Source organism: Anoxybacillus amylolyticus (assembly GCF_001634285.1).
Classification (GTDB): Bacteria; Bacillota; Bacilli; order Bacillales; family Anoxybacillaceae; genus Anoxybacteroides; species Anoxybacteroides amylolyticum.
Genome location: NZ_CP015438.1, coordinates 1,730,537 through 1,755,297 on the forward strand (window position 1 = coordinate 1,730,537; position 24,761 = coordinate 1,755,297).

A 24,761-nucleotide genomic window follows, 5' to 3' on the forward strand; every position below is an offset into this window, starting at 1 on the left:
GTAAATTAAAATAAAATTCAGAAAATTAAAAAATAACAAAGGTGAACACGATGAACTATTACACGATCTCCCAGCTTGCGGAGCAGTTTGATATTAGCACGCGAACGATTCGTTATTACGAAGAGCGCGGGCTGATTTCACCGATCCGCACCGAGTCTGGCCAGCGGTTGTATACGAAAAAAGACCGAGCCGTCTTAAAGCTTATTTTGCGCGGCAAACGTTTCGGTTTTTCATTAGAAGAAATTCATGAAATGATTAGCTTGTTTGACAAAGATCGCACCGGTCGAAAACAGCTTGAAAAAACGATCACATACGGTGAGCAAAAGCTAAAGGAGGTGACAGAACGAATCGAGGATTTAATGCAATTAAAACAAGAGATGGAATCGATTTTGACGGATTTTCGCGAACGATTACAAAAACTGGAGGAGATGGAATGAACATTTCTGAGTTGTTGGCGCGCAATGCGCGAAAGTTTCCGAATAAAATAGCGATCATTGATGGAAACGTGTCGCTTTCTTATCAAGAAGTAGACGATACGGTCAATCGGCTCGCTTCTTCGCTCGCTTCGCTTGGCATCGCACAAGGTGATAAAGTCGTATTGTATATGCCGAATACGAAAGAATTTGTATATGCGTATTTTGCTGTCTTGCGCCTTGGCGCCATCGTTGTGCCAGTCAATGCGCGGCTAACTGCCCAAGAAGTGCAATATATTATCGAACATAGCGAAGCAAAAGCTGTCATCGCCCACGATTGGATTTATCAAGAACTTACTCCTCTCGTTCGTACGGTTGACGTCATTTGGGTGAAAACAGGGGAGGCGGCAGACGGTTGGCGTTCGTTCACGCAACTCGTTGCAAATGGCAATCCTTTCCCAATCGTTTGCCCGCTGAATGAAGAGGACGAAACGACGATTTTATATACATCTGGAACGACCGGTAAACCAAAAGGAGTATTGTTTACAGCGCGCAACATTTTCGCCGTCGCGACGATGATGGCGCTAGAAACGAAAATGGATAAACATAGTCGCCTATTGCATATGATGCCGCTTAGCCATTCCGCACCGCTTCATTTATTTTTTGTCGGCGGCATGTACGTCGCAGCCACCCATGTGTTATCACCAACGTTTTCTCCAGAAGCGTTACTGGAACTTGTCACGAAACATCAAATTACCCATTTCTTCGGAGCACCAGTCGCTTATTTACTTACAGCAAAACACCCACGCCTTCACGAATACGATTTATCATCCGTCCAATATTGGACATATGGCGGAGCACCGTTGTCAACGAATGAAGTGCAGTTTGTTGCCAAGCAGTTTCGCACGGATCGGTTCATGTGTTTATACGGATTAACCGAGGCAGGACCAAACGGGACGTATTTATCGCCGGAAGAACACGCGACAAAGGCAGGCAGTGTCGGCAAAGATGCCGCCCTCCATTGCGAAGTGAAAATTGTCGACGAACACGGCAAAGAAGTTCCGCTTGGCGAAGTCGGTGAAATCGTCTTAGCTGGAGAAGGAATTATGAAAGGCTATTATAAAGACGAAGAAAAAACAGCGGAAACGGTGAAAAACGGCTGGCTATATACAGGCGATTTAGCGCGTCGTGACGAAGATGGGTACATTTGGATCGTCGATCGGAAAAAAGATATGATCATCTCTGGCGGGGTGAACGTTTACCCGAAAGAAGTGGAAGATGCGCTAAAGTTGCACCCAGCTATTGCCGATGTGGCGGTTGTTGGTGTGCCGCATCGTGAATGGGGCGAAACGGTGAAAGCGTTTGTTGTCATGACAGAGCCGATTGAGCAGCTTGCGGAAGAATGTAAACGTTTTCTTTCGGATAAACTCGCAGACTATAAAATTCCACGACTATACGAAGCAATTCGTGAGTTGCCGCGCAACGCGACAGGAAAAATATTAAAACAAGTGTTGAGGGGGATGCATGGTGAAACGGCTACGCGAAGTTGATCCGAATTTATTGGCTAATTTGCAAAAATATTTAGACCCAGAGTTTTACGCGTATGCGGAAGAAGAGTTAGAGAAGTTTTGGCAGCTTTGCATGACCGATATCGACCGACGCGCGGTGCATACAGACCGCGAAGGGCAGCCGCGGCTCATCAAATATGACCGTTTTGGCAATGATATTTCAGAAATATGGGTGAATGAAGGATATAAACAAACAGTAAAGGAAACGTATGAAACAGGCATTGTCGGCTATGTCCATAAACCGATTCCTGCGCTTGGCCGCGTTGGCAATTACGTCTATTCGTATGCCCAAGGCTATTTGTTATCGCAAGTGGAACCGGGGTTTTATTGCCCGGTTACGTTAACGATGGCGACGGCTTATGTACTGGAGCATTTTGCCGACGAACCAATCAAAGCGAAATATTTGCCGCACGTCATTTCTACTGGCGAAGTCGAGCTGTATGAAGGAGCGACGTTTTTAACGGAGCGCCAAGGCGGTTCAGACGTTGGTGCAAATGAAGTGCGCGCTGTTTTGTGCGGGGATCATTATGAAATTTACGGAGAAAAATATTTTGCGAGCAACGCTGGCATGTGCGGCGTCGCAATGGTGCTGGCGCGCATCGATGGAAGCGAGCCGGGGACGAAAGGGCTTAGTTTATTTTTAGTGCCGTGGCGCAACGACGATGGCACATTAAACGGCATTCACATTCGGCGCTTAAAAGATAAACTTGGCGTTCGCGCTGTGCCGTCAGCGGAAGTCGTATTTGAAGGGGCAAAAGCCTATTTAATTGGCGATGCGAAAAAAGGGTTTTATTATATGATGGAAGCGCTCAATTTATCGCGCGTCTGCAATGCCGTCGCCTCGATTGGCATTATGAAACGGGCGCTAGAGGAAGCGAAGCAATATGGGGCAAATCGCAAAGCGTTCGGACAATGGCTTACATCGTATCCAATGGTGAAAGAAACGCTAGCGAATTTAACTGCGCGTCAAGAAGTGCAAACGAGCGCTTGTTTTGAGTTAATTTCCTTTTTTGACCGTGTGATGCGCACGCCGGATCAAGCGTCTGAGCAAGAAAAAGCGTGGAATCGCTTATTAATTGCGCTTTTAAAAATGCGAACAGCAGAAGAAGCGATTGCGTTTGCTCATGAGGCGATTGAAATGCATGGCGGCAACGGCTACATTGAAGATTTTGTCACCCCGCGTTTGCTTCGTGATGCGCAAGTGTTGACGGTGTGGGAAGGAACAGCAAACATTTTAGGACTCGAAGTGTTGCGTCTTATTCGCAAATACCGCATTCATGAAACATTTATTCAAACAATAAGCGAACAGCTAGCTACACTTCCTGCGGGAATACGCGCATTTGCTAAACCGGTGGAAAGCGGGTTGCATGAACTCATACAGTCTCTAAAACAACTTCACGGACAGCCAGAAGACGTGCAAACGTATCACGCCAAAAAAATCGCCAATCGCCTTTGCGACTTGTATTTGAGCGTCATAGCGTTAAAAGAAGCGGAAGAAAACGAACGAAAACAAATCATCGCCCGCCTCTTCCTACAGCATATTTGGGGAGGTGATTTATTCGATAAAGAGATGTTATCCGTCCATTATTTTGCTGTAGTGATGAACGAAACAAAAGAAGTGGAAGTATAAAGAAAAAAGGCAAGGGACGAAGTCGGTTCCTTGCCTTATAGTAATGCAAACACCGCAAAAACATGCGCAACAGATCCACCTAACACAAACAAGTGCCAAACGGCATGATGAAATTTAAACCCTCGCCATACGTAAAAAACTGCGCCGATGGTGTACAAAACACCGCCAATGACTAAATAGGTGACTCCTTGCAGTGAAAGACCGGAAACGAGCGGTTTCCAAGCAAATACAATCAACCACCCCATGATGATATATATAATCGTCGATGTATATAAAAACCGATCGACGAAAAAGCATTTAAATACTGTACCCACGAGCGCAAGCCCCCAGACGATGCCAAACAATGTCCAACCGATCGCTCCTCTCATCGCTAAAAACAGAAACGGCGTATACGTGCCTGCAATAAAAAAGTAAATCGCCGAATGGTCGAAAATTTCAAATAGTCGTTTCCATCGTCCTTCTGGCAAGGCGTGTACGATCGTCGATGACAAATATAAGAGAAGCATCGTACTTCCAAATAGTGTCGCGCTGACGACATGCCAAGCGTTTCCGTGCAGTGAAGCAAAAACGGTAAGTACAACGAGCACCGCGATGCTAAATACTGCCCCTACCCCATGCGTAATCGCATGAACGATTTCTTCTTCTTTCGTAAATGTATGTGTAAAAGCCAATGGCCTCTTCCTTTCGTTAAAGACATTTTGTTCATTGTAACACATATGATACATATCGTACATTTTTTGTTCATTGTTATTTTTGGTCGCGATATAATGGAAAAAAAGAGAGGTGAGAACGATGCAAATCCAGGTAGAAAGGCAACGAAAGACAAAAAAGTGGCTTGTTCCATCGCTGATTGGTGTATTGTTGCTTGCGGCGATCGTGTGTGTTGCCATTTCGATTTACGTCGGTTGGAATTTGACGCATAAGGAGCGAAAAGCTGTTGTAGAGACGCCAAAAGCTTATGGAATGGCTTATGAAAATGTCACGTTTACAAGCAAAGATGGCGGATTAAAGCTCAAAGGGTGGGTGATTGAGCCAACGAAACAAGCAAAAATGACCGTTATTTTTTCGCATGGCTACGGCGGCAATCGCTATGAGCCAAACGTCCCATTTTTACCAATCGCTAAAGCACTAATAAACGAAGGATATCGTGTCATCATGTTTGATTTCCGCGCCAGCGGTGAATCAGAAGGAGACATGACAACGATTGGTGCCAAAGAAAAATACGATTTGCTTGGTGTCATTGACTATGCGAAACAACACTATTCCGAACCGATCGTTCTTTACGGGGTGTCAATGGGAGCGGCAACCTCGATTTTAGCAGCAGGTATGGATCAAGACGTCAAAGCAGTCATTGCTGACAGCCCGTTTAGCGATTTAGAAGGATATTTGCGGACGTATATGCCAGTATGGACGCACTTACCGAACGTTCCGTTTACTTACTTAATTATTACCCTCATTCCAATGTTAACAGATTTAAACCCAGCTGAGTCAGTTCCAATGAAAGCCGTCGATGCGATTGCTCCACGTCCGATTTTATTTATTCACAGCAAAGCCGACCCGTCCATCCCATATGAAGAAAGCGTGAACATGTACAACAAACATCCAGACGTATTTGAACTTTGGCTCACTGACAAAGCAAAGCATGTGAAAAGTTTTGCGATGTATAAAGAGGAATACATTCAGCACATGTTAACATTTTTAGAAAAAGTGCAAAAATAAAATACAGAATATTCGTTTATTTTTAAAGCGACAAAATGGCAACCAACTTTCATCTGTCGAAAGCAGTAAAAACGTCGTTTCAACATGAGAAACGACGTTTTTACTACTAATTTGCTTTCTTAAGCATATGAATTTCTTCTTCCGCACGGGCAATACGACTAAGTTGATAGTCTAGTCGTTCGTGAATGTAAGCAACATCGGCTTTTGTCGCCATTTCTTTGCGGATGTGAGCAATTTCGTGTTGAATCGCGTCTTGAATTCTTCGTTGTTCTAGCTGATTGTCTCGCACTGCTTTAATCATTGCCGTATTTTCTTTCATCTGTTCTTTCAACCAACGAATGTCTTCTTCTTGCTTGTTCACTTTTTCTTTTAGCTCATTCATCTCTTGCTTCATTGTCTGAATCTCTTGTTTTATCGACTGCATGTCTTCCGCTAAGTTTTGAACGAGGTTAATGAGTTGAAGGAGAAGTTGCTCTTGCATGCTTGATTCATCTGCTTTTCAGACTAGAGGTATTCGACATTTCCGATGGGGAATGTATGAGGAGTTTGAGGAAATGCCTCTGCCGTCATCTTATCATATATACATGCAACTGGGGAGTTTAACTTATTCTTTTTCGACTGTCACGCGTTCGCGTGACAGTCGAAAAATGTTAACACTTCAATGTGCATTTATATAGTTCGACAAAAGGGATAAATCCTTTTTTAGTGTGAAGCAATCTTTTTGTATAATAAAAAGAAAAAGGGGGATGACGATGCGAGTCGTGACGGCTTCGGAAATGTATGCGATCGACCGATATACAATCGAAAAAGTAGGCATTAGCGAAGATACGTTAATGGAAAACGCAGGACAAGCTATCGCAACTATATTGCGTGAGCGTTTCGATAAAACCGCTCGAATTGCAATATTAGCTGGAAGTGGCAATAACGGCGGCGATGGTGTTGTCACTGCTCGCGTGTTAAAAAGCGAAGGCTACAACGTTGATTTATGGCTTATTCCATCAAGCGAAAAAATGAAAGGCGCGGCAAAACGAGCGCTAGATATCTATCAACATGCCGGATATGAAGCAAAAAGTTACATAGAACATTCATTATCATTAGAACGCTATGATGTAATTGTTGACGCATTGCTTGGCATTGGGGTGAAAGGAGAAGTGAGGTCTCCGTATAAAGAAATCATCCAAGAAGTTAATAATATCGACTCATTAACAGTATACGCCATTGACCTTCCAAGCGGTATTCCAGCCGATGGAGGAGAAGTTGAAATAGCCATTCAAGCAGACGTTACGATGACGGTTCAATATCCGAAACTGAGTGCCTATACGTTCCCAACCGCTGATTATTATGGGGAATTAGTCGTTGTTGATATCGGTATCCCACCGCGTGCATTAGAAATCGCTTCGTTTTGCCAACTTTGGACAGAAGCGGACGTCAAGCAGACGTTACCGGTGAGAAAACGCTCCTCTCACAAAGGAACGTATGGAAAAGCGCTTATTATTGGCGGCTCACGCCCGATGCCGGGAGCGATTACGCTAACAGCGAAAGCGGCGCTCCGAAGTGGGGCGGGACTATTGACGATGGCGGTCCCAGACGATATTTATCCGGTAGTTGCAAATCGAATACCGGAAGCGATGCTTTTTCCTTGCCAGACGGAAACCGGTTATTTTGCGGGGGCGATTGACTTTGCTTCATTGGATGTCGATGCGATTGCTATCGGGCCAGGGATGGGACGAACAGCGGGAACGAACCAAATAGTACAAGCAACACTAGCGCAAGATGTACCGGTTGTTCTTGATGCGGATGCACTCTTTTTCTGGAAAGAGTATGCTTTCCTTTTAAAAACGCGAACAAAACCAACGGTCATTACACCGCACCCTGGAGAACTCGCGCGCATGCTTCAATTATCGATTCAAGAGGTGGAAAAGCACCGCTTCACACTAAGTAAGCAACTTGCGACAGACTACGGAATCTATGTCGTCTTAAAAGGACCATATACGATTGTGACTACACCGGATGGAAAGCAATACATCAATGCGACCGGCAACCCAGCGCTTGCCAAAGGCGGAAGCGGTGATGTGCTAACGGGAATCATCGTCGCCTTTTTGATGCAGCATGATTCCATCCAAACAGCCGTCAGCAACGCCGTCTTCGTTCATGGAAAAGCGGCGGATTGGCTCGTACAGCATGGACATTCACCGCATAGCGTACTTGCTACTGATGTCATCGATGCGCTTCCATCCATTTTGTTCGAGCTAAGGGAGCGTCCACAATGATTTTCCCGTTAAGCGAATACGCCCTAACGGTTCGTTTTTCTGAGGAAATTAGCGAGGCGGCAAATGATAAAGCGCATCAATTTGCCCGTTGGCTTGAAAAACAATTAATCAAGGGGATCGTGGAAGTCGTGCCGACTTTTTCTTCGGTAACGATTTATTATGACCCGCTTGTGCTCGGAACGTATGAACACGTACGCAATCAAACAAAACGATGGCTAGAACAAATGGAACGAACGATACAACCGAAGGCGCGAACGGTGGTTATTCCTGTTTGTTATGGCGGGGACTTCGGACCGGACTTGTCCGAAGTAGCGAGATATCATGGAATGAGCAAAGAAGACGTGGTGCGGCTTCATGCAGAAGCGGTCTATAAAGTATATATGATTGGTTTTTCCCCGGGATTTGCTTATTTAGGAGGGCTGCCTTTGGAACTTGCAACCCCGCGCCGCGCAACCCCGCGTCACACCGTTCCTGCTGGGTCGGTCGGAATCGCTGGGACACAAACTGGCGTTTATCCGCTTTCAACACCAGGCGGATGGCAAATCATCGGGAGAACGCCGCTTTCGTTGTTCCGTCCCACCCATCCCCAACCGAGTTTATTGCGTGCAGGAGATATCGTACGTTTTCAACCGATGACCGAAAATGAATATAGGATGTGGAAAAACGATGGCGATTCGTGTCATTGATGGAGGATTTTTAACAACTGTGCAAGATTTAGGACGGTGGGGGTTTCAAAAAGATGGAGTATCTGTTGGAGGGGTGATGGATACATTTGCGAGCCGTATCGCGAATTTTTTAGTTGGCAACGAAGGACATGAAGCGACGTTAGAAATCACAATGGTCGGTCCAACACTTCATTTTGCCATCGAAACAATTGTCGCGATTTGTGGTGGAGATTTTTCTTGTACGCTAAACGAAAAGCCTGTTTCGCTCTGGAGACCAGTCCGCATTCATGCAGGGGATGTGTTGAAAATCGGTGCCTGCCGGCAAGGATATCGAGGATATATCGCGATAGCAGGAGGATGGTCAGTTCCGCTCGTGATGAACAGCCGTTCGACGGATAGAAAAGCAGCAATTGGTGGCTACAACGGGCGACCGCTCGAAAAAGGAGACGAATTTTTTCTTCCCGCCATTGTCCACTTGTTTTCGTTACATTGGGGCATTCCGTACTGGGCGTGGTCGTATATAAAAGGGAAGCAAAAAACAGTACGCGTCGTGGAAGGACCGGAGTATTCGATGTTTACGCCGGAAAGCAGGGAACAATTTTTTTCGTCGATGTATGAAGTGACCACAAGTTCTGACCGGATGGGGTATCGATTGTACGGAAAAAAACTAGAAAAATACAATACTCGTGAGATGGTGTCAGAAGCGGTCACGTTTGGCACAGTTCAAGTGCCCCCATCTGGGCAGCCGATTGTGTTAATGGCAGATCGGCAAACGACGGGTGGCTATCCGCGCATTGTGCAAGTCATCGCAGTTGATTTGCCGATTTTAGCGCAAGCGCGTCCAGGGGAATACATTCAGTTTCAACGAACGACATGGCAGGAAGCAGAACAGTTCTACGTTCAACACGAGCACGATATACAAAGATGGAAAATGATGATTAAGCATAAATGGGGGGAAGTTCGTGGCGCGTATTGACTTGAATGGCGATATGGGGGAAAGTTTTGGGGTTTATCGACTTGGTAACGACGAAGCAATGATGGATTACTTGACGTCGGTCAATATCGCTTGCGGGTTTCATGCGGGCGATCCGCTTGTAATGCGCAAAACGGTACAAATGGCGATAAAGAAAGGGGTAGCGATTGGCGCACATCCAGGGTTTCCTGATTTGTTTGGGTTTGGAAGACGAGCAATGAGCATTACACGAGAAGAGGCATATGCGTACGTTGTCTACCAAATCGGCGCGCTATTAGCATTTGTCCGTGCGGAAGGTGGAAAAATGACGCACGTTAAGCCGCATGGGGCATTATATAATTTGGCGGCAAAAGATGTATCGCTTGCCGAAGCGATTGCTCAAGCAGTATACGACGTCGATCCGACACTCATTTTATATGGATTGGCTGGAAGTCAACTAATTGCCGCCGGAAAGAAGGTCGGATTGCGAACCGCAAGCGAAGTATTTGCTGATCGGACGTATCAACGCGACGGCTCGTTAACGCCAAGAAATGCTCCGCAATCGCTTATTACAGACGAACAAGAAGCCGTCGCCCAAGTGATAAAAATGGTGAACGAAGGATATGTTCGCACACTAGAAGGAATTGATGTTCCTATCGAAGCAGAAACAGTTTGTATTCATGGCGATGGGCCGAACGCATTAGCGTTTGCGAAAACATTGTATGAAGCATTGCAGCAAGAAGGGATTGACATCCGATCACTTGCGTAAAACTCAACGCATTTCTCGGTCATGCTTTGAAAGAAACCGGCGCTTCTCTTAGAGGGTAGCGTTTGCTTTCAAAATAAAATATTTTTACAAAACTATGTTCTAAATAACCAACAAAAATTTAAACAAAATAAAGTAAGTGGAAGAAAGGAAAGCTTGTGTTCAGCTATATAATTCTATGTTTTTAGTAAAATAATGGATAATCAACAATCGTGTTTTCAATTTACTATATACATGCAACTGGGGAGTTTAACTTATTTTTTCGACTGACGGAGGCAAGCCAAAGGTTTGCCTCTGTCACGTGTTCGCCTGATAGTCGAAAAATGTTAACACTTCAATGTGCATTTATATACGAGAAAGAGCAGAAGATGTGCCCATAAAATTCAATGTATACTTTCCTCATTTTGTTAAAAAATAAAAAAAACGTTGGATGAGGAGGAGGAGAAATGCCAGTAATCGAGAAGCGACTGCTCTTCTTCTCATTTCTTGCGATTGTGCTGTTTGTATCGCCGTATTTTCTTTTAGGAGAACATGCCCATATGCGTGTGCATGATAACTTAGACTCCAATATCGCGTGGTACAAAGTGCTTAAAAACAGCGGCGAGTTATTGGGATCGATTCATGCGGTTATCCCGCAAATTATTAACGGATTGCCGAGAAATGCGTTTGGCACAGAGTTTAGCGGAATTGTCTGGCTACATGTCCTTTTGCCATCCATTTATGCTTACGGGGTAAGCCAAGCGATTACGCGGATAGTGGCATTTATCGGTATGTATTTATTATTGAAAAAATATGTCGTACAAGCACCGGATAAGACGTGGATTCGCATCGGTGTGTCGCTTGCGTTTGCGCTTACCCCGTTTTGGCCATCCGGCATGCTTAGTACGCTCGGTATGCCGCTAGCGCTATGGGCGCTATTAAACATCCGCGCTGGAGAACGTGCTTTCGTGAACTATGCCGTGCTTACATTATTACCGTTTTATTCTAGCTTCGTGCTCGGCTTTTTCTTTTTTTTAAGCGCTATGGGCATATGGTGGCTCGTCGATGTCATTCGGTACAGAAAGTGGAACGTTCGCTTCTTTTTCGCAATTGTATACATGACATCCCTTTATTTCGCGATTGAATATCGGCTCGTTCATTCGTTTTTATTTTCTAAAGAGCCGACAAGCCGTGATGAATACTTTCATGCCAGTCTTTCCTTTTGGCAGGCGATTCGGTTAACATGGAAAAATTACATCCTCGGTCATACGCACGTCATGACCGTACATGGACTGGTCATTTTTCCAATCTCCTTCGTTGCCTTATATATCGTTTGGAAAAAGCAATTATGGAAAGAAGAAAAAATGTTTTTGTTTCTTCATCTCTTAAATCTTTCCCTTTCGACGTGGTATGCGTTTTGGTTTTATAAAGGTTGGCTTCCGCTAACAGAACGGTTGACGTTTCTCGATAAATTTAATTTCGCTCGTTACCATTTTTTGCGACCGATGATTATTTACGTGCTATTTGCTTTTTCTTTAAAAATTATGTGGGAACAAAACTGGCGGAAGCTCGTTTCAATGGCGTTAGTAGCACAATTGCTTGTACTAACGGTATTCAATGAAGAAATTGCATATCGCAACAAACCGTCGTTTCAACAATTTTATGCAGAAACGCAATTTGCAGAAATCAAACGGTATATTGGAATGCCTGTACACCGTTACCGTGTGGCAAGTATCGGCATTCATCCAGCCATCGCGCAGTATAACGGATTTTATACGCTAGATACATACAATAATTTTTATCCACTTACTTATAAACACAAGTTCCGAAAAATTATCGCAAAAGAACTTTCGAAAAATGCGGTACTGCGAGAATACTTTGATGAATGGGGCGGGAGGTGCTATCTATTTGTCGCTGAATTAGGGAAAAATTATATGTTTAAAAAAAACACGAAAAGAAAAATAAAGCGGTTGCAGTTGAACACAGATGTTTTCTATGAAATGGGCGGACGGTACATTTTATCTGCCCTGCCGATTGAAAACGCAGCGAGCAACAAGTTAGTGTTAGAAAAAGTGTTTCATTCCAAACAATCTGCGTGGGACATTTATTTATACAAAGTCGTACGAGGAGGCATTCGCAATGACTGAACCGATATTGACCATCGTTGTCCCTTGTTATAATGAAGAAGACGTTCTTCCAGAAACCATTCGGCAACTGCGCATACTTCGCGAACAACTCGTTGCCGAACAGCTTATTTCCACTCAAAGTACGTTGTTGTTTGTGGATGATGGGAGCCATGATGCCACATGGACGATTATTTATAAAGCGAGTTTGCACTATCCGGACGTAAAAGGAGTGAAGCTTTCCCGCAACGCTGGACACCAGCAGGCGCTGCTTGCCGGTCTGTTTGCGGCAAAGACTCGTTCGGATTGCATCGTTTCGATTGATGCTGATTTGCAAGATGACATCTCGATCATTCGCGAATTTGTAAAAAAATTTCGTGAAGGTTATGAAATTGTGTACGGCGTTCGCAACCGACGCGATACAGATACGTTTTTTAAGCGCCATACGGCCCAATGGTTTTATAAAACAATGAAAGCAATGGGCGTTCAGCTTGTATACAATCATGCCGATTATCGGCTCATGAGCCGGCGGGCAGTGGAAGAATTAGAACGGTTTGAAGAAGTGAATTTGTTTTTACGCGGCATCGTTCCGTTGTTAGGGTTTCGTTCTACGGCTGTTTTTTATGACCGAAAAGAGCGGTTTGCTGGAAAGACGAAATATCCACTCAAAAAAATGATCGCATTTGCGCTCGATGGCATTACTTCTTTCAGCATTACACCAATCCGCTTCATTTCATTTATTGGCTTTCTTTCTTTTTTTAGCAGTATTTTATTTGGGGGGTATTTCCTCTTTTTAAAATTGACCGGCCATACGCAAACAGGATGGACATCGCTTATTACTTCCATCTGGTTGCTTGGCGGGCTGCAATTAATTTCGTTTGGCTTAATTGGCGAGTATATCGGAAAAATTTATAAAGAAACGAAACGGCGTCCACGTTATATTATTGACTTAGATTTATTTAATTTGCCCAAAGCGTTGCCGTTTTTGCCTGAGGAAACAAATGCCGCAGAGCGAAAAACACGATAAGTTTTTCCTTGCATTTTGCCGAAAGAAGGAGTAGACTGTGCTTGTAAATAGCGGGAGCTTGTGGAATCAAGCTGAGAGTACGGCTAATCCGCCGTTGACCGTTTGAACCTGTTGGGTAATGCCAGCGCAGGGAAGGTGGAAAAAGAAGACACTTTGCGCATAGGCAGAGTGTTTTTTTATTTAAGGGAAATCCGAGGGGGATAGACGATGAATGTGCAGAATGTAGCTAATGTATTAGAAAAAGTGCGGCAAACCAATCCGCTCGTTCACAACATTACCAATGTTGTCGTCACCAACTTTACAGCGAACGGATTGCTTGCGCTCGGTGCTTCACCAGTGATGGCGTATGCGAAAGAAGAAGTAGCCGATATGGCGAAAATTGCGGGAGCACTTGTGTTGAATATCGGCACGCTAAACGAAACGGAAATCGAAGCGATGCTTATTGCTGGAAAATCCGCAAATGAGCACAACGTCCCAGTAGTGTTCGACCCGGTCGGGGCAGGGGCGACTCCGTATCGTACGGAAACGGCTCGCAAACTAGTACGCGAACTCAACGTGTCGATTATTCGAGGCAACGCGGCGGAAATCGCCAACGTCATTGGCGAGCAATGGACGATTAAAGGGGTCGATGCTGGCGAAAGCGGCGGTGATGTTGTTGCTTTAGCGAAAAAGGCAGCCCAACAGCTAAAGACCGTTGTTGCGATTACCGGAAAAGAAGATGTTGTCACCGACGGACATACGACATACCTCATTCGGAACGGACATCCAATTTTAACGAAAGTAACAGGAACAGGCTGCCTCGTGACGTCTGTTATCGGAGCGTTTGTTGCGGTGGAAAAAAATGCGGTGCACGCGGCAGCGGCTGCCCTTACATACTATGGCGTGGCAGCTGAAATAGCAGCAAAAGAAGCAGAAGGACCTGGCAGCTTCCAAATCGCCTTTTTAAACCAGCTTGCGAACATAGGAACAGATGACATTGTTCGCCATGGTTCGATCGAAATCGTCTAAGTAGTGTCAAAAAATTGATGAAAATGGATGGTGAACCCCCTTTTTGACGAAGGGGAGTCCTTGACCAATATTCGCTAAAAAGGAAGTGGAAGGATGAACGTATATAAAGCGTTAACGATTGCTGGCTCCGATAGTGGGGGAGGAGCTGGTATTCAAGCCGATTTAAAAACGTTTCAAGAATTGGAAGTGTTCGGAATGTCCGCGATTACAGCCGTAACAGCGCAAAACACGCTAGGCGTCCAAGGTGTCTATCCGCTGCCGGTCGAAGCTATTGTGCAACAAATCGAATCGATCGGTACCGATTTAGGGACGGATGCGGTGAAGACAGGAATGCTATTTAGCGCAGAAATCATCCAAGCAGTCGCAGAAAAAATAAAACAATTCCAGTTCAGCCGGCTTGTCGTCGACCCGGTCATGGTCGCCAAAGGCGGTGCCCCTCTTTTACAACAAGAAGCGGTACAAGCATTAAAAACGTATTTATTGCCGTTAGCGACGGTTGTCACTCCGAACATTCCAGAAGCAGAAGTATTAACGAATCGCTCAATTCGGACGTTAGATGACCGCCGCGAAGCAGCGAAGCGCCTTCATGACCTTGGGGTGCAACATGTTGTCATTAAAGGCGGGCACGATGACGACGGAGAAGAAGCGGTCGATTTGTTATATGATGGCACTGAATTTTCCTATTTTACAAGCAAACGAATCGAAACGATACATACACATGGAACAGGGTGTACGTTTGCGGCAGCGGTGACAGCAGAACTTGCCAAAGGAAGTACGGTCAAAGATGCGGTTGAAACAGCAAAAGCGTTTATCCAAGCAGCGATTGAAGACGAGCTGGGCATTGGACACGGACACGGACCGACAAATCATTGGGCGTATCGCAAGACGATTGTTAGATAGGAGAGCAAAAATGGGGCGAATTTCCGCGAAACAATTACAAGAGCAGTTGCGCGTCTATTTTATTATGGGAAGTAATAATTGTAAAAAAAATCCATTTGATATGTTAAAAGAAGCAATTGAAGGTGGCATTACGTTTTTTCAGTTTCGTGAAAAAGGACAAGGGGCGCTTTCTGGCGTGGAAAAGGTTGCGTTTGCGAAAGAGTTGCAAGCGATTTGTCAAAAGTACAGCATTCCGTTTCTCGTCAATGATGACGTCGATTTAGCGCTTGCTCTAGATGCGGATGGGGTGCATATTGGCCAAGAAGACGAACGAGCCGATATCGTTCGACGGAAAATCGGCGATAAAATTCTCGGTGTTTCGGCACATAATTTAGAGGAAGCGAAACGTGCTATTGAGCAAGGAGCTGACTATCTTGGCGTCGGTCCAATTTTTCCAACGAATACGAAAACGGATGCGAAAGAAGCGCAAGGGGTCGAAGTGCTCCGCCATTTACGTGAGCACGGCATCACCATTCCAATCGTCGGAATTGGTGGGATTACAGTAGATAACGCAAAAGAAGTAATACGCGCTGGAGCGGACGGGGTGTCAGTTATTAGCGCGATTAGTTTGGCGAACTCTCCGAAAGAGAGTGCTTGGCGATTAGCCAAAGCGATTGATGACGCATTACATGAGAAAAAATAGTGTCTTTTTTCAAGTTGTGCTATAATGAGAGAGAAAATAAAAAATCCATGGAGTGAGTCACATGAATATCGGATTTGGAGAAATTGCGTTAATCGTGTTTTTTGCCCTTTTACTTTTCGGACCAAAAAAATTGCCAGAACTTGGACAAGCCGCAGGAAAAACGTTGCGCGAATTTAAAAATGCTACAAAAGGAATTATTGATGACGACGAACAAAAACAAAAGCATGACTAAAAACCGCTTGGCAACAGCCAAGCGGTTTTTAGTTAAGATTTTTATTTGTTAATCTAACTCACATTGATCGAGTGGAACGATTTTTGTCTTGTTGGCAAGCTTGTAACCGATCCAAATAACGAAAAATAGCGGTAATCCAATGTATGAAACGAGAACGCCATACCAGTCAATGGAACGACCTGTAAATGCCCCATAGTTTTGCCCTAAAATTACAATTGTACAAAGAACGAAAGCAAATATTGGTCCAAACGGAAACCACTTTGCTTTATAAGGCAAATCGTTGATATTGCGTCCTTGCGCTACATATGCTTTGCGGAAACGGTAATGGCTGATAGCGATGCCAAGCCAAGCGATAAATCCCGACATTCCCGATGCATTTAATAGCCATGTATAGACGGTTCCATCCCCGAATAACGATGCTAAAAATGCGAGTGTACCTACTGAAGCAGTGACGATAAGAGCATTTACAGGCACCCCTCGGTGGTTTAATTTGGCAAGAAATCTCGGTGCTTTTCCTTCGCGCGCTAAATCCCAAAGCATGCGGGTCGATGCGTACATTCCGGAATTTCCGGCAGATAATACCGCAGTTAAAATGACAGCATTCATCACCGAAGCAGCAAACGCAATACCTGCTTTATCCAATACGAGTGTAAATGGGCTTACCGTTACATCACTATTTGCTAAATTTTTGTTTGTATATGGAATAAGCAATCCGATCGCTAAAATTGCTAACACGTAAAACAAAAGAATACGCCAAAACACTTGACGAATAGAACGAGGGATGTTACGTGCTGGGTCTTCACTTTCGCCAGCTGCTACCCCGAGCAGTTCCGTTCCTTGAAAAGAGAATCCAGCCGCCATAAAAATCCCAAGAGTAGCCATAAATCCACCATGAAACGGGGCATCACCAATAGAAAAATTTTTGAAGCCGACAGCTTCTCCCCCCATTATTCCGACAATCATGAAAAAACTAACAATCAGAAAAATAATGACTGTTGCTACTTTAATAATAGAAAACCAATATTCCGCTTCCCCGAAACCTTTGACAGATAAATAGTTTAGTAAGAACATGATGACTAGACATAAAGCGCTCCATACAAGGGAAGGGCTATGAGGAAACCAAAATTTCATAATTAATGTTACGGCTGAAAGTTCCGCTGCAATTGTAATAGCCCAGTTATACCAATAATTCCATCCTAAAGCGAATCCAAGGGCTGGATCGACGAATTTTGTTGCGTACGTACTGAATGTTCCTGTCACCGGCATGTAAGCAGCCATTTCGGCAAGACTAGTCATTAAAAAGTATACCATGATTCCGATGGCAATATATGCTACAAGTGCACCACCAGGACCTGCGGTATGGATGGCTCCACCGCTTGCTAAAAACAATCCAGTGCCGATCGTTCCCCCTAAAGAAATCATTGTTAGGTGCCTTGTTTTTAGTTTCCGCTGCAATCCACTTGAGGAAGGGGGAAGTACCTTGTTTTGTTTTTGAACAACACTTTCCATTCTGTCTCACTCCTTTTGATTGAAAGATGGAAAGGGACTGGGCAATAAAAAAGCCGCCGAAGGAGACTCGGCGGCAATGAAATCATTACCCGTGCAACCCTTCCGTGAAGATAGCGCCTCACGATTGCCAAAATGCAGTCGTGACAGTGCTGCCTCTATTCGAAGACAGCCCCAGCCCACACATCCAGAGAAATGAGCGGACTTCGGCGACTTTTCCTTTCGAGTGAAGTCCTTAACGTCTCTGCGCCTCGTTCACTGTACTCATAAAAGCCGCAACCTCTACCTCATCGGTTGAATGAGGACGTTATGCATTTGTGGATTCATTATAAAACAATTTTTTTACGAAGGCAATATATACTCGTGCAGAAATAAAAAAAAGACAAGTACCGCTTCCATTGTCCATATACATAAACTAGCGTAAAAAAAGCCGGGGTGGACAAGATGTGGAAAAAAGCAATAGCAATAGGAGTAGGCAGTGTTTTATTAGCGATCGGCATTAACGTGTTTTTAGTTCCGCATCATTTATTAGACGGGGGAATCATCGGCATTGGATTAATTGTCAAATACATATGGAATGTAAAAGTAGGAGGGGCTATCATTTGTTTAAGTGTGCCACTCTACATGATTGCTTGGTTTTATTACCGACCGTTTTTTTATAATAGTTTGCATGGGCTACTGTTTTCCTCGTTCATGATTGACGTCTTGTCCGTGCTTCGTGGCACTGTTCAATTAGATGCGTTAACAAGTTCAATGGCAGGTGGGATGTTAGTCGGGGCAGGAATCGGGATGATGTTAAGAGAAAAAACGAGTACAGGAGGTACCGACTTACTTGCGCAATTTATCGCTGAGGTAACGAACTGGAATGTTGGAATCATTATTTTTGTCATTGACGCGGTTGTCATCACCATCGGTAGCTTCATCGTGCCTGATGCTTCTTTTTTATACTCTTTTCTTGTCGTTACTGTGGTCGGCATCGTCACGACGATATTGACATACAAATAAGATTCGCGGATTTCCCGCGAATCTTATTTATTCCATCATTTGCACAAGTTTCTTTGAAAGGAGCAATAAGACAAATCCAAGCCCGATCGTCACAGCACCAATTAAGCTAAAAATTTCTAAATATCCTAACGATTCAGTAAATGCTGCTAACTGTCCAGCTAAAATATTAGCCACAGCTGTCCCTGCTAACCACACTCCCATCAAGAGAGAAGCTAGACGAACAGGCGCAATGCGGCTCACCATTGATAAACCGACTGGCGATAAACAAAGCTCACCGAGTGTATGCAAGAAATACGTGAAGACGATAAAGAAGACATTCGCTTTTGTCGCAATATGATGTTCGTCACTTCCTGTTTGCAATACAGCTGGAAGTAAGACAGCAAATCCAAGCCCAAGCAAAATCATCCCGAGTGCCATTTTTGTGGGGATTGGCAAATCGCCGCGTTTGCTATTGGCAAGTTTCAACCATAGTGATGAAAGAACTGGCGCCAACAAGACAATAAAGAACGGATTTAGCGATTGGAACCACGAAGTCGGCACCGTCCAGCTACCGATTGTTTTGTCAACAAACTTATCCGTATATAGTGTTAGCGAACTTCCTGCTTGCTCAAAGCCAGCCCAGAAGAAGACGATAAAGCATGCTAAAATTAAAATCACCGCAATGCGTTGTTTTTCTTTCGTTGTTAACGGTGTTTTTTCCGCTGCGTGAGTAGTGGATTTTCCGACCGGCGCCTTGCCGATTTCCCCTAAATAACGGTTGCCAAATACGTTGAAAAGCAACTGACCGATAATCATCCCAATCGATGCGGCAAGGAAGCCGTACTTAAACCCATAATGGACAACGCCATCAATCGTCGTTTTGAAATAATCTTCCGCTAAAAATCCACACACAAGTGGCGCAAAAAATGCCCCTATGTTAATACCCATGTAGAAAATTGTAAATGCTCCGTCGCGGCGTTTGTCGTTCGGATCATACAACTCGCCCACAAGTGTGGAAATATTCGGTTTAAAGAACCCATTCCCGATAATTAGTAATAAAAGACCTGTGTATAACCCTAATTTTGTATTGACCGCAAACAAAATAAAATTTCCAATAGCCATTGTGACACCACCAATGGTAATCGCCAACCGACGCCCTAAAAAGCGGTCAGACAAATACCCACCAACAATCGGTGTAAAATAAACAGCCCCTGTAAAAAAGCCGTAAATACTCATGGCAGCGCTTTCTTTAAAACCGAGACCACCGCTAACAAGCGCAGTTGTTAAATAAAGAACAAGGATTGCCCTCATCCCGTAGTAGCTAAAACGCTCCCAAAGTTCTGTGAAAAATAGCAAATAAAGCCCGGGAGGATGCTTTTTGCTTTGCGCCTGCGGCATTTCTTGTGTGTTTGGTAATGCTCCCATCTATTTTCCTCCTACCTTCGTAATGATTACGCAAACATTTTATTTTAGAAAATGTCTATCAGTCAATAAAATTATATAAAAATAAAAAAATAAAAATTTTTTATTTGTTTTAATAATAAATTATTCGCTAAATATTGTTATTTTAATAATAAACAAAATATTTTAATAATATATGTAATAGAAAAAAAGTAATAAATACGATACGATAAAAAACGGTATCCATTCAGCCCAATACTAGTGAGATTTTCAGAATCCAGCACCAATAGGGCATTTCCAGTATCGAAAATGCCCTAGGAGGAATGGAGAATCGTTTGGAGAGACTCCCCACTTAGAAGTCTTTGCAACGATTCCCAAACCGGCTTTCCGTGTTTTTGCAGGGTAGAAATGACGCTGCGAATGGTGCAGAAAGCCTCGGCATCGTCTTCCTGACGAAACGTTCCGGAAATTTTTTGTTTGACTTTCACCATCCGCAAATCACGCTCGGCTTGGTTGTTGTCAAACGGCACTTCTTTCTTTCGCAGGAAGAGAAGCGCTTCTTGCTTGCGCTTTTCCAGGCGCTGGATGAAATTTTGCGCGTTGCGGACGCCTTCATGGTTGCCTTGTCGGCAACGTTCATCGAGTTCTTGTCGACCATTCGCTAGAAGCTGGTCGTACACTGCTTCCCAATACCGGACTTCCTCTTCCGGTAGAGCTCCGCCCGCTTTCTCCACCGCCTGTTTCATCTCCAACAGTGCTTCGGTCATCTCTTTCGACCATGAATGGCCGTAAAGTTCCGTATATGCCCGAAGCTCCCGGAGATGATGGGCGTGGCAAAGCGCATGGCTCGCCTCTGTGTACATCGGGTACACCGAATACGCATCGTGTACCATCGTTCCTTTGTACCGTGGCAAGATCCCGATGTCGTCCGTCGCTTGCTTTCCACGGGAACGATGAAGCCCGTATCGTGTGACCTTGGCAGTGGAAGCCACATGCACCCATTGGTTCTTTCTGTTCACACGCAGGCTCGTTTCATCGACGTGCAACGTGCTGGAGGTTAGCAACGCCGTTTCGATCTCTTTGAGCGCTGCTTCTAACACAGGGAGCCACCGTCTCGTCATGTTCACGACTGTGCCTGCACTGATTGAATGGCCCACTAACGCTTTGACCATCTCCGTGACACGCTCGCACGGGATCAACTGCGCATGATTCCAGTATAAAACAAGGGAAGTGATGGCTGGTCCGTACTGGACATGATTCGTGACATAAAAAGGGAACTCTGCCTGCTGGACGAGATGACATTTCGGACACCCCTTCACTTCCCGTTCGTGTTGAGTCACTTCCATTCGAACCACTGGGAGGTCGAACACTTGGCGAATGTCTACTTGAAGCGGAGCAACATGTTCTAAAGAGTGACCACATCCTTTGCATTTGGTCACGCGGTGAAGGACTCGATGGTCAGGATTCGGTACTTGGCGGAGCGTCGTTCCTCGATGCCCTAGTTGCCCTCCCGGCTGTTTCTCCGACGGTTGGCGAGAAGGGGATTTCGCCACAAACCGGTCAGAGGACGGCGGTAAGTGGCTGTTCGTACTGTTTTTTTTCGTACGGGCTTCTAATTCTGCAATACGTGCTTTTAATTGTTGGTTTTCTTGTCTTAGCTGCTCGTTTTCTTTGATGAGTTTTTCGATGGTTTGCGCTTGGCGCTCGATTTTTGCGACCATGCTTTCGAGTGTAAAGACCGCTTGTTGAAAATCAAAAACAACGTTTGCCATCGTGTTCACCTCCCTTGTCTTGGATGGTACTAGTATAGACAAGGGGAGCAGAAATAAACCCGATCTCGTAAACTTTTTCTATGTAACGGCTGAATAGTTACAAAAAACGAGAGGAGGAGAGAAAGTGAAAAAATATATCTTTTTGTTACTAAGTAGTTTTGCACTACTCTTTTTAGTTAGTTGCCAGTCCACCCCAGCAAAAGTGCCAGCAACCGTGGAACGAGTCGTTGATGGCGATACATTAAAAGTGCACATTGGCAAAAAAGAAGAAACCGTGCGGCTATTGCTTGTTGATCCGCCAGAATCTGTTCATCCGACAAAACCGGTACAGCCGTTCGGACCAGAAGCAAGCCAATATATGAAAAAGTTATTACCGCCGGGAACGAAAGTTGCGTTGGAATTCGATGTGCGCGAGCGAGATAAATATGGACGGTTGCTTGCGTACGTATGGCTCGGGAACAAGATGGTAAATGAATTACTGCTAGAAAAGGGCTATGCGCGCGTGGCATATGTATTTGAGCCCAATACGAAATATGTCGATGAATTTCGGCGCATCCAAGAAGAAGCGAGGAAAAAGCGATTAAAGATTTGGTCGATAGAAGATTACGCGACCGACCGAGGGTTTCGCGAAGGAGTAGTTCGTCCGTCAGTAACAACTGCCTCTTGTCCAAAACCGCTCATTAAAGGGAACATCACCAAAAATGGCGAAAAAATTTATCACGTTCCCGGCAGTCCTCAGTATAGAACGACAAAAGCGGAAGTGATGTTCTGTACGGAAAAAGAAGCGCAATCCGCAGGATTTCGCAAACCAGTGCATTAAATAACTCTCTCCTAAACCGGGAGAGAGTTTTCCTTTTTTAAAGGCAGAGAAATCGCAAAAGATGTCAGTTGTTCACTAGATGTGCACGTAATTTGTCCGTCGTGATCTTCAATAATTTTTTTACACACGTAAAGCCCGATACCTGTCCCAAGCTTTTTTGTTGTGAAAAACGGCTCGAAAATCGCTTGGACGGTCTCTTTCGGGATCATCGGTCCGTTATTCGAAATAACCACATGCACGTGTTCTTGATTGGCAGATACGCGAATATAAATTTGGCGCGGTTTATCTTTTTCTTTGACTGCTTCAATCGAGTTTAAAAGAATGTTCATAAATACTTGCTTTAATTGGTCCTTAAACCCGTAGACGCTTGCTTCCGGATCAATCGATGACGAAATCTCGACATCCGCTTCAACAAAACTAGGATATAAAAATGCGATAATCTCTTCTAGTAGCTGTTCGAGAAAAATAACTCCTTTTTGTTGTTCCTTCGTTTCTTTTCGCGAAGCATGAAGAAATTGGGAAATGCGGAATTTTAATTGCTGTAATTCATGATCGATAATATCTAAATATTTTAAGTTAGGATGTTCAAATTTTAATAGCTGCACAAATCCCATAATCGCTGTCAGTGGATTGCGAAATTCATGCACAAAGCTAGACGACATTTGCCCGAGTAGCGTCAATCGATCTTTATGAGATTGAGAGATGAATAAATTTTTTTCTTGAATTTCCGCATTTTTCAGCTCGGTATATTTTGTGATCGCATAAAACAAAAACTGGTCAAACAAATAGTTAATATCATCTACTAAAAGTTGTAAATCTTCTATCGGAAGCCCCGACTTAAGCGCGTACCGAATGACCAAACTCCGTCCGAAATTTGTGTTATATACAAATTCGCCCATATTGATATTTGCTTCCGCTCGTTGTTTCGCTACTTTTTCTGCTAATGCCTGGATTTCGCTCGGCTGAAGCGATCCCTCTAATGCTTCTTTGACTAGTTGAAAAACAGCTATCCCGTTTTGCTCAATATGGTTGATATATTTATCATCTTCAGAAATATACATATGTCTGCGCCAATGTGTTAAAAAGTCGTGTAAATGTTTTTCTAGAAACGCAGATAGTTTTTCCCTTGAGGACTCCAAACCCATTCACCTCGTTCGTTCCATCCGTACATGATATCATTATAAAAGGAAAATGCTTAAATAGGAAAGGGGTATATTGCTAAAAATGCCATTTTAACATGTATAGTGATAATAGACAAAAATTTTTTCTGTATTTTTCACAAACATTTCACAGTCTTTGTGTATAATCAATAGGGAAAAGGTAGCGTCAAAAATTCTATGAAAAGCGTCGATGAGCGACCTGTTGAAGGAAAAAAAAGGGGGGGGAGTATGCGACGGTTTATTATTTTTCTCTGCTTGTTGATTGCGGGATGCCAACATCAAGCGTTTCCCCCGATTGCACGCCATATGGAAACATTGATTAGTGTCAATATAAAAGACGGAACCGTAACGTTTTTTGATTTGACTCTTGAAAAAAAGTATGCGCAATGGGAGATACATGAACCAGTGAAAGGCGGGGTGCTGCTTAAGCACGGCCAAGAACTGCTATTGTACGGAAACGAACTAGAGCAAGCATATGTGTATGATTTAGCAACAGGAAAACGAAAAAGCGAATGGAATACAGGCAAAGGAATCGTAAGTGCTCTTGCTTCTTCTGACGGGAAACATGTGTTTTTAGCCGACGAACAACAAAAAAAATTGCGCATCTTCACTGTTGGAGGAAAGGAAGAGGCAGCGATTCAAGTCGGGAGAAAGCCGCTGACGCTGTTGCAAACGAAAGATGGTACGCAATTGTACGTGATCGATTTCCATGATGCCAAAGCGGATGTCATCGATGTGCCGAAACGTCGAATGATTGCGACGTTTTCCGTTCCAAAATCAGCACTTGGCGGGCTAGTACGAGAGCAAGAACTTTGGGTTGGTGGGCACGGAGGTGGCAGCACGGTTGAAACGAACATTCACGTATATTCATTGAATGGGAAGCTAAAGAAAACAATCGCAGCGCCGACAATGCCGATTAGCTTTGTAGAAACGGACAACGGCATTTTTACATTAAGTCACGGCTCTAATACAGTAAGAAAATGGGATAAAAAAGGAACGAAAGCGGTTTCGCTGACCGTTGGGGTCAATCCGTTTACGATGATCGGGGGGAAGAAGTATTTATACATTGCGAGCTACGATGGGGATGTGGTTGACGTCGTTGATCAACAGACGCTGCGACCCGTTCGACAATATAAAACAGGCAAAGGTCCGTTTCAATTACTCATTCGGGAAGGGAGATGACG

The 24,761-nt window shown here is 44.2% G+C and carries 23 protein-coding genes and 1 riboswitch; of the genes, 17 read left to right on the top strand and 6 right to left on the bottom strand.

What is annotated here, in order from left to right:
- Positions 1 to 50: 50 nt before the first annotated feature.
- From GFC30_RS08825 to GFC30_RS08835, 3 genes are read left to right on the top strand one after another with little or no spacing between them, the layout of a single operon-like run.
- Entirely contained in the window at positions 51 to 437 is a 387-nt protein-coding gene (locus tag GFC30_RS08825; protein WP_066324469.1) for a MerR family transcriptional regulator, read from the top strand.
- Positions 434 to 1,963 carry a class I adenylate-forming enzyme family protein gene (locus GFC30_RS08830; protein ID WP_066324472.1) on the top strand — a complete coding sequence of 510 codons (1,530 nt, stop codon included), beginning with the start codon at positions 434 to 436 and terminating at the stop codon, positions 1,961 to 1,963. Before GFC30_RS08825 ends, GFC30_RS08830 begins: the two co-directional genes overlap by 4 nt.
- Positions 1,941 to 3,611: an acyl-CoA dehydrogenase family protein gene (locus tag GFC30_RS08835; RefSeq protein ID WP_066327275.1), complete on the top strand. Its 1,671-nt coding sequence runs from the start codon at positions 1,941 to 1,943 to the stop codon at positions 3,609 to 3,611. Before GFC30_RS08830 ends, GFC30_RS08835 begins: the two co-directional genes overlap by 23 nt.
- A gap of 35 nt (positions 3,612 to 3,646) precedes the next feature.
- On the opposite strand, the gene trhA is transcribed toward GFC30_RS08835, so the two are convergent.
- Positions 3,647 to 4,282, bottom strand: coding sequence for a PAQR family membrane homeostasis protein TrhA (trhA, locus tag GFC30_RS08840; protein WP_066324473.1), 636 nt, complete (start codon positions 4,280 to 4,282; stop codon positions 3,647 to 3,649).
- 121 nt (positions 4,283 to 4,403) lie between these two features.
- Between trhA and GFC30_RS08845 the strand changes: the two genes are divergently transcribed.
- Positions 4,404 to 5,330 carry an alpha/beta hydrolase gene (locus GFC30_RS08845; protein WP_066324475.1) on the top strand — a complete coding sequence of 309 codons (927 nt, stop codon included), beginning with the start codon at positions 4,404 to 4,406 and terminating at the stop codon, positions 5,328 to 5,330.
- Positions 5,331 to 5,436: 106 nt separating this feature from the next.
- Here the strand turns inward: GFC30_RS08845 and GFC30_RS08850 are convergent, their stop codons facing one another.
- Positions 5,437 to 5,811, bottom strand: coding sequence for a hypothetical protein (locus tag GFC30_RS08850; RefSeq protein ID WP_066324481.1), 375 nt, complete (start codon positions 5,809 to 5,811; stop codon positions 5,437 to 5,439).
- A gap of 271 nt (positions 5,812 to 6,082) precedes the next feature.
- Here GFC30_RS08850 and GFC30_RS08855 point away from each other — a divergent pair, with 271 nt between their 5' ends.
- The 10 genes from GFC30_RS08855 (at position 6,083) to GFC30_RS08900 (ending at position 15,934) form a co-directional block, all read left to right on the top strand.
- Entirely contained in the window at positions 6,083 to 7,600 is a 1,518-nt protein-coding gene (locus tag GFC30_RS08855; protein WP_066324483.1) for an NAD(P)H-hydrate dehydratase, read from the top strand.
- The gene (pxpB, locus tag GFC30_RS08860; RefSeq protein ID WP_066324486.1) at positions 7,597 to 8,286 is read left to right on the top strand and encodes a 5-oxoprolinase subunit PxpB; all 690 of its coding nucleotides are present in this window, start codon (positions 7,597 to 7,599) and stop codon (positions 8,284 to 8,286) included. Before GFC30_RS08855 ends, pxpB begins: the two co-directional genes overlap by 4 nt.
- Positions 8,267 to 9,241, top strand: coding sequence for a 5-oxoprolinase subunit C family protein (locus GFC30_RS08865; RefSeq protein WP_066324488.1), 975 nt, complete (start codon positions 8,267 to 8,269; stop codon positions 9,239 to 9,241). The genes pxpB and GFC30_RS08865 overlap by 20 nt, the downstream gene beginning before the upstream one ends.
- On the top strand, positions 9,228 to 9,986 hold the full coding sequence (locus GFC30_RS08870) for a LamB/YcsF family protein (protein ID WP_084256251.1): 759 nt from the start codon (positions 9,228 to 9,230) through the stop codon (positions 9,984 to 9,986). The genes GFC30_RS08865 and GFC30_RS08870 overlap by 14 nt, the downstream gene beginning before the upstream one ends.
- Positions 9,987 to 10,429: 443 nt before the next feature.
- Positions 10,430 to 12,109, top strand: coding sequence for a DUF6044 family protein (locus GFC30_RS08875; RefSeq protein WP_066324492.1), 1,680 nt, complete (start codon positions 10,430 to 10,432; stop codon positions 12,107 to 12,109).
- Entirely contained in the window at positions 12,102 to 13,112 is a 1,011-nt protein-coding gene (locus GFC30_RS08880; protein WP_066324495.1) for a glycosyltransferase family 2 protein, read from the top strand. Before GFC30_RS08875 ends, GFC30_RS08880 begins: the two co-directional genes overlap by 8 nt.
- 207 nt (positions 13,113 to 13,319) lie before the next feature.
- Positions 13,320 to 14,120 (top strand): hydroxyethylthiazole kinase, encoded by an 801-nt coding sequence (thiM, locus tag GFC30_RS08885; protein WP_066324498.1) that lies wholly within the window; start codon positions 13,320 to 13,322, stop codon positions 14,118 to 14,120.
- 93 nt (positions 14,121 to 14,213) lie between these two features.
- Complete coding sequence (gene thiD / locus GFC30_RS08890) at positions 14,214 to 15,020, top strand: bifunctional hydroxymethylpyrimidine kinase/phosphomethylpyrimidine kinase (RefSeq protein WP_066324499.1); 807 nt, start codon at positions 14,214 to 14,216, stop codon at positions 15,018 to 15,020.
- Between the two features lie 10 nt (positions 15,021 to 15,030).
- Positions 15,031 to 15,702 carry a thiamine phosphate synthase gene (thiE, locus tag GFC30_RS08895; RefSeq protein ID WP_066324502.1) on the top strand — a complete coding sequence of 224 codons (672 nt, stop codon included), beginning with the start codon at positions 15,031 to 15,033 and terminating at the stop codon, positions 15,700 to 15,702.
- 61 nt (positions 15,703 to 15,763) lie between these two features.
- The gene (locus GFC30_RS08900) at positions 15,764 to 15,934 is read left to right on the top strand and encodes a twin-arginine translocase TatA/TatE family subunit (protein WP_066324504.1); all 171 of its coding nucleotides are present in this window, start codon (positions 15,764 to 15,766) and stop codon (positions 15,932 to 15,934) included.
- 48 nt (positions 15,935 to 15,982) lie between these two features.
- Here the strand turns inward: GFC30_RS08900 and GFC30_RS08905 are convergent, their stop codons facing one another.
- Positions 15,983 to 17,443, bottom strand: a complete 1,461-nt coding sequence (locus GFC30_RS08905; RefSeq protein ID WP_066324506.1) for an amino acid permease — start codon at positions 17,441 to 17,443, stop codon at positions 15,983 to 15,985.
- Positions 17,444 to 17,546: 103 nt separating this feature from the next.
- A riboswitch (Lysine riboswitch) is annotated at positions 17,547 to 17,733 on the bottom strand.
- A 151-nt stretch (positions 17,734 to 17,884) separates the two neighbouring features.
- On the opposite strand from GFC30_RS08905, the gene GFC30_RS08910 reads away from it, so the two are divergent.
- Positions 17,885 to 18,445, top strand: coding sequence for a YitT family protein (locus GFC30_RS08910; RefSeq protein ID WP_066324508.1), 561 nt, complete (start codon positions 17,885 to 17,887; stop codon positions 18,443 to 18,445).
- 27 nt (positions 18,446 to 18,472) lie between these two features.
- On the opposite strand, the gene GFC30_RS08915 is transcribed toward GFC30_RS08910, so the two are convergent.
- A complete protein-coding gene (locus GFC30_RS08915) occupies positions 18,473 to 19,849 on the bottom strand; it encodes a peptide MFS transporter (protein ID WP_066324510.1) in 1,377 nt (458 codons plus the stop codon).
- Between the two features lie 290 nt (positions 19,850 to 20,139).
- Complete coding sequence (tnpC, locus tag GFC30_RS08920; RefSeq protein WP_066324512.1) at positions 20,140 to 21,597, bottom strand: IS66 family transposase; 1,458 nt, start codon at positions 21,595 to 21,597, stop codon at positions 20,140 to 20,142.
- Positions 21,598 to 21,721: 124 nt separating this feature from the next.
- On the opposite strand from tnpC, the gene GFC30_RS08925 reads away from it, so the two are divergent.
- Positions 21,722 to 22,417: a thermonuclease family protein gene (locus tag GFC30_RS08925; RefSeq protein WP_066324514.1), complete on the top strand. Its 696-nt coding sequence runs from the start codon at positions 21,722 to 21,724 to the stop codon at positions 22,415 to 22,417.
- A gap of 11 nt (positions 22,418 to 22,428) precedes the next feature.
- Here GFC30_RS08925 and GFC30_RS08930 read toward each other — a convergent pair whose 3' ends face one another.
- Positions 22,429 to 23,556, bottom strand: coding sequence for a histidine kinase N-terminal domain-containing protein (locus GFC30_RS08930; RefSeq protein WP_066324516.1), 1,128 nt, complete (start codon positions 23,554 to 23,556; stop codon positions 22,429 to 22,431).
- 249 nt (positions 23,557 to 23,805) lie between these two features.
- On the opposite strand from GFC30_RS08930, the gene GFC30_RS08935 reads away from it, so the two are divergent.
- Positions 23,806 to 24,759, top strand: a complete 954-nt coding sequence (locus GFC30_RS08935) for an NHL repeat-containing protein (protein WP_066324518.1) — start codon at positions 23,806 to 23,808, stop codon at positions 24,757 to 24,759.
- Positions 24,760 to 24,761 lie beyond the last annotated feature (2 nt).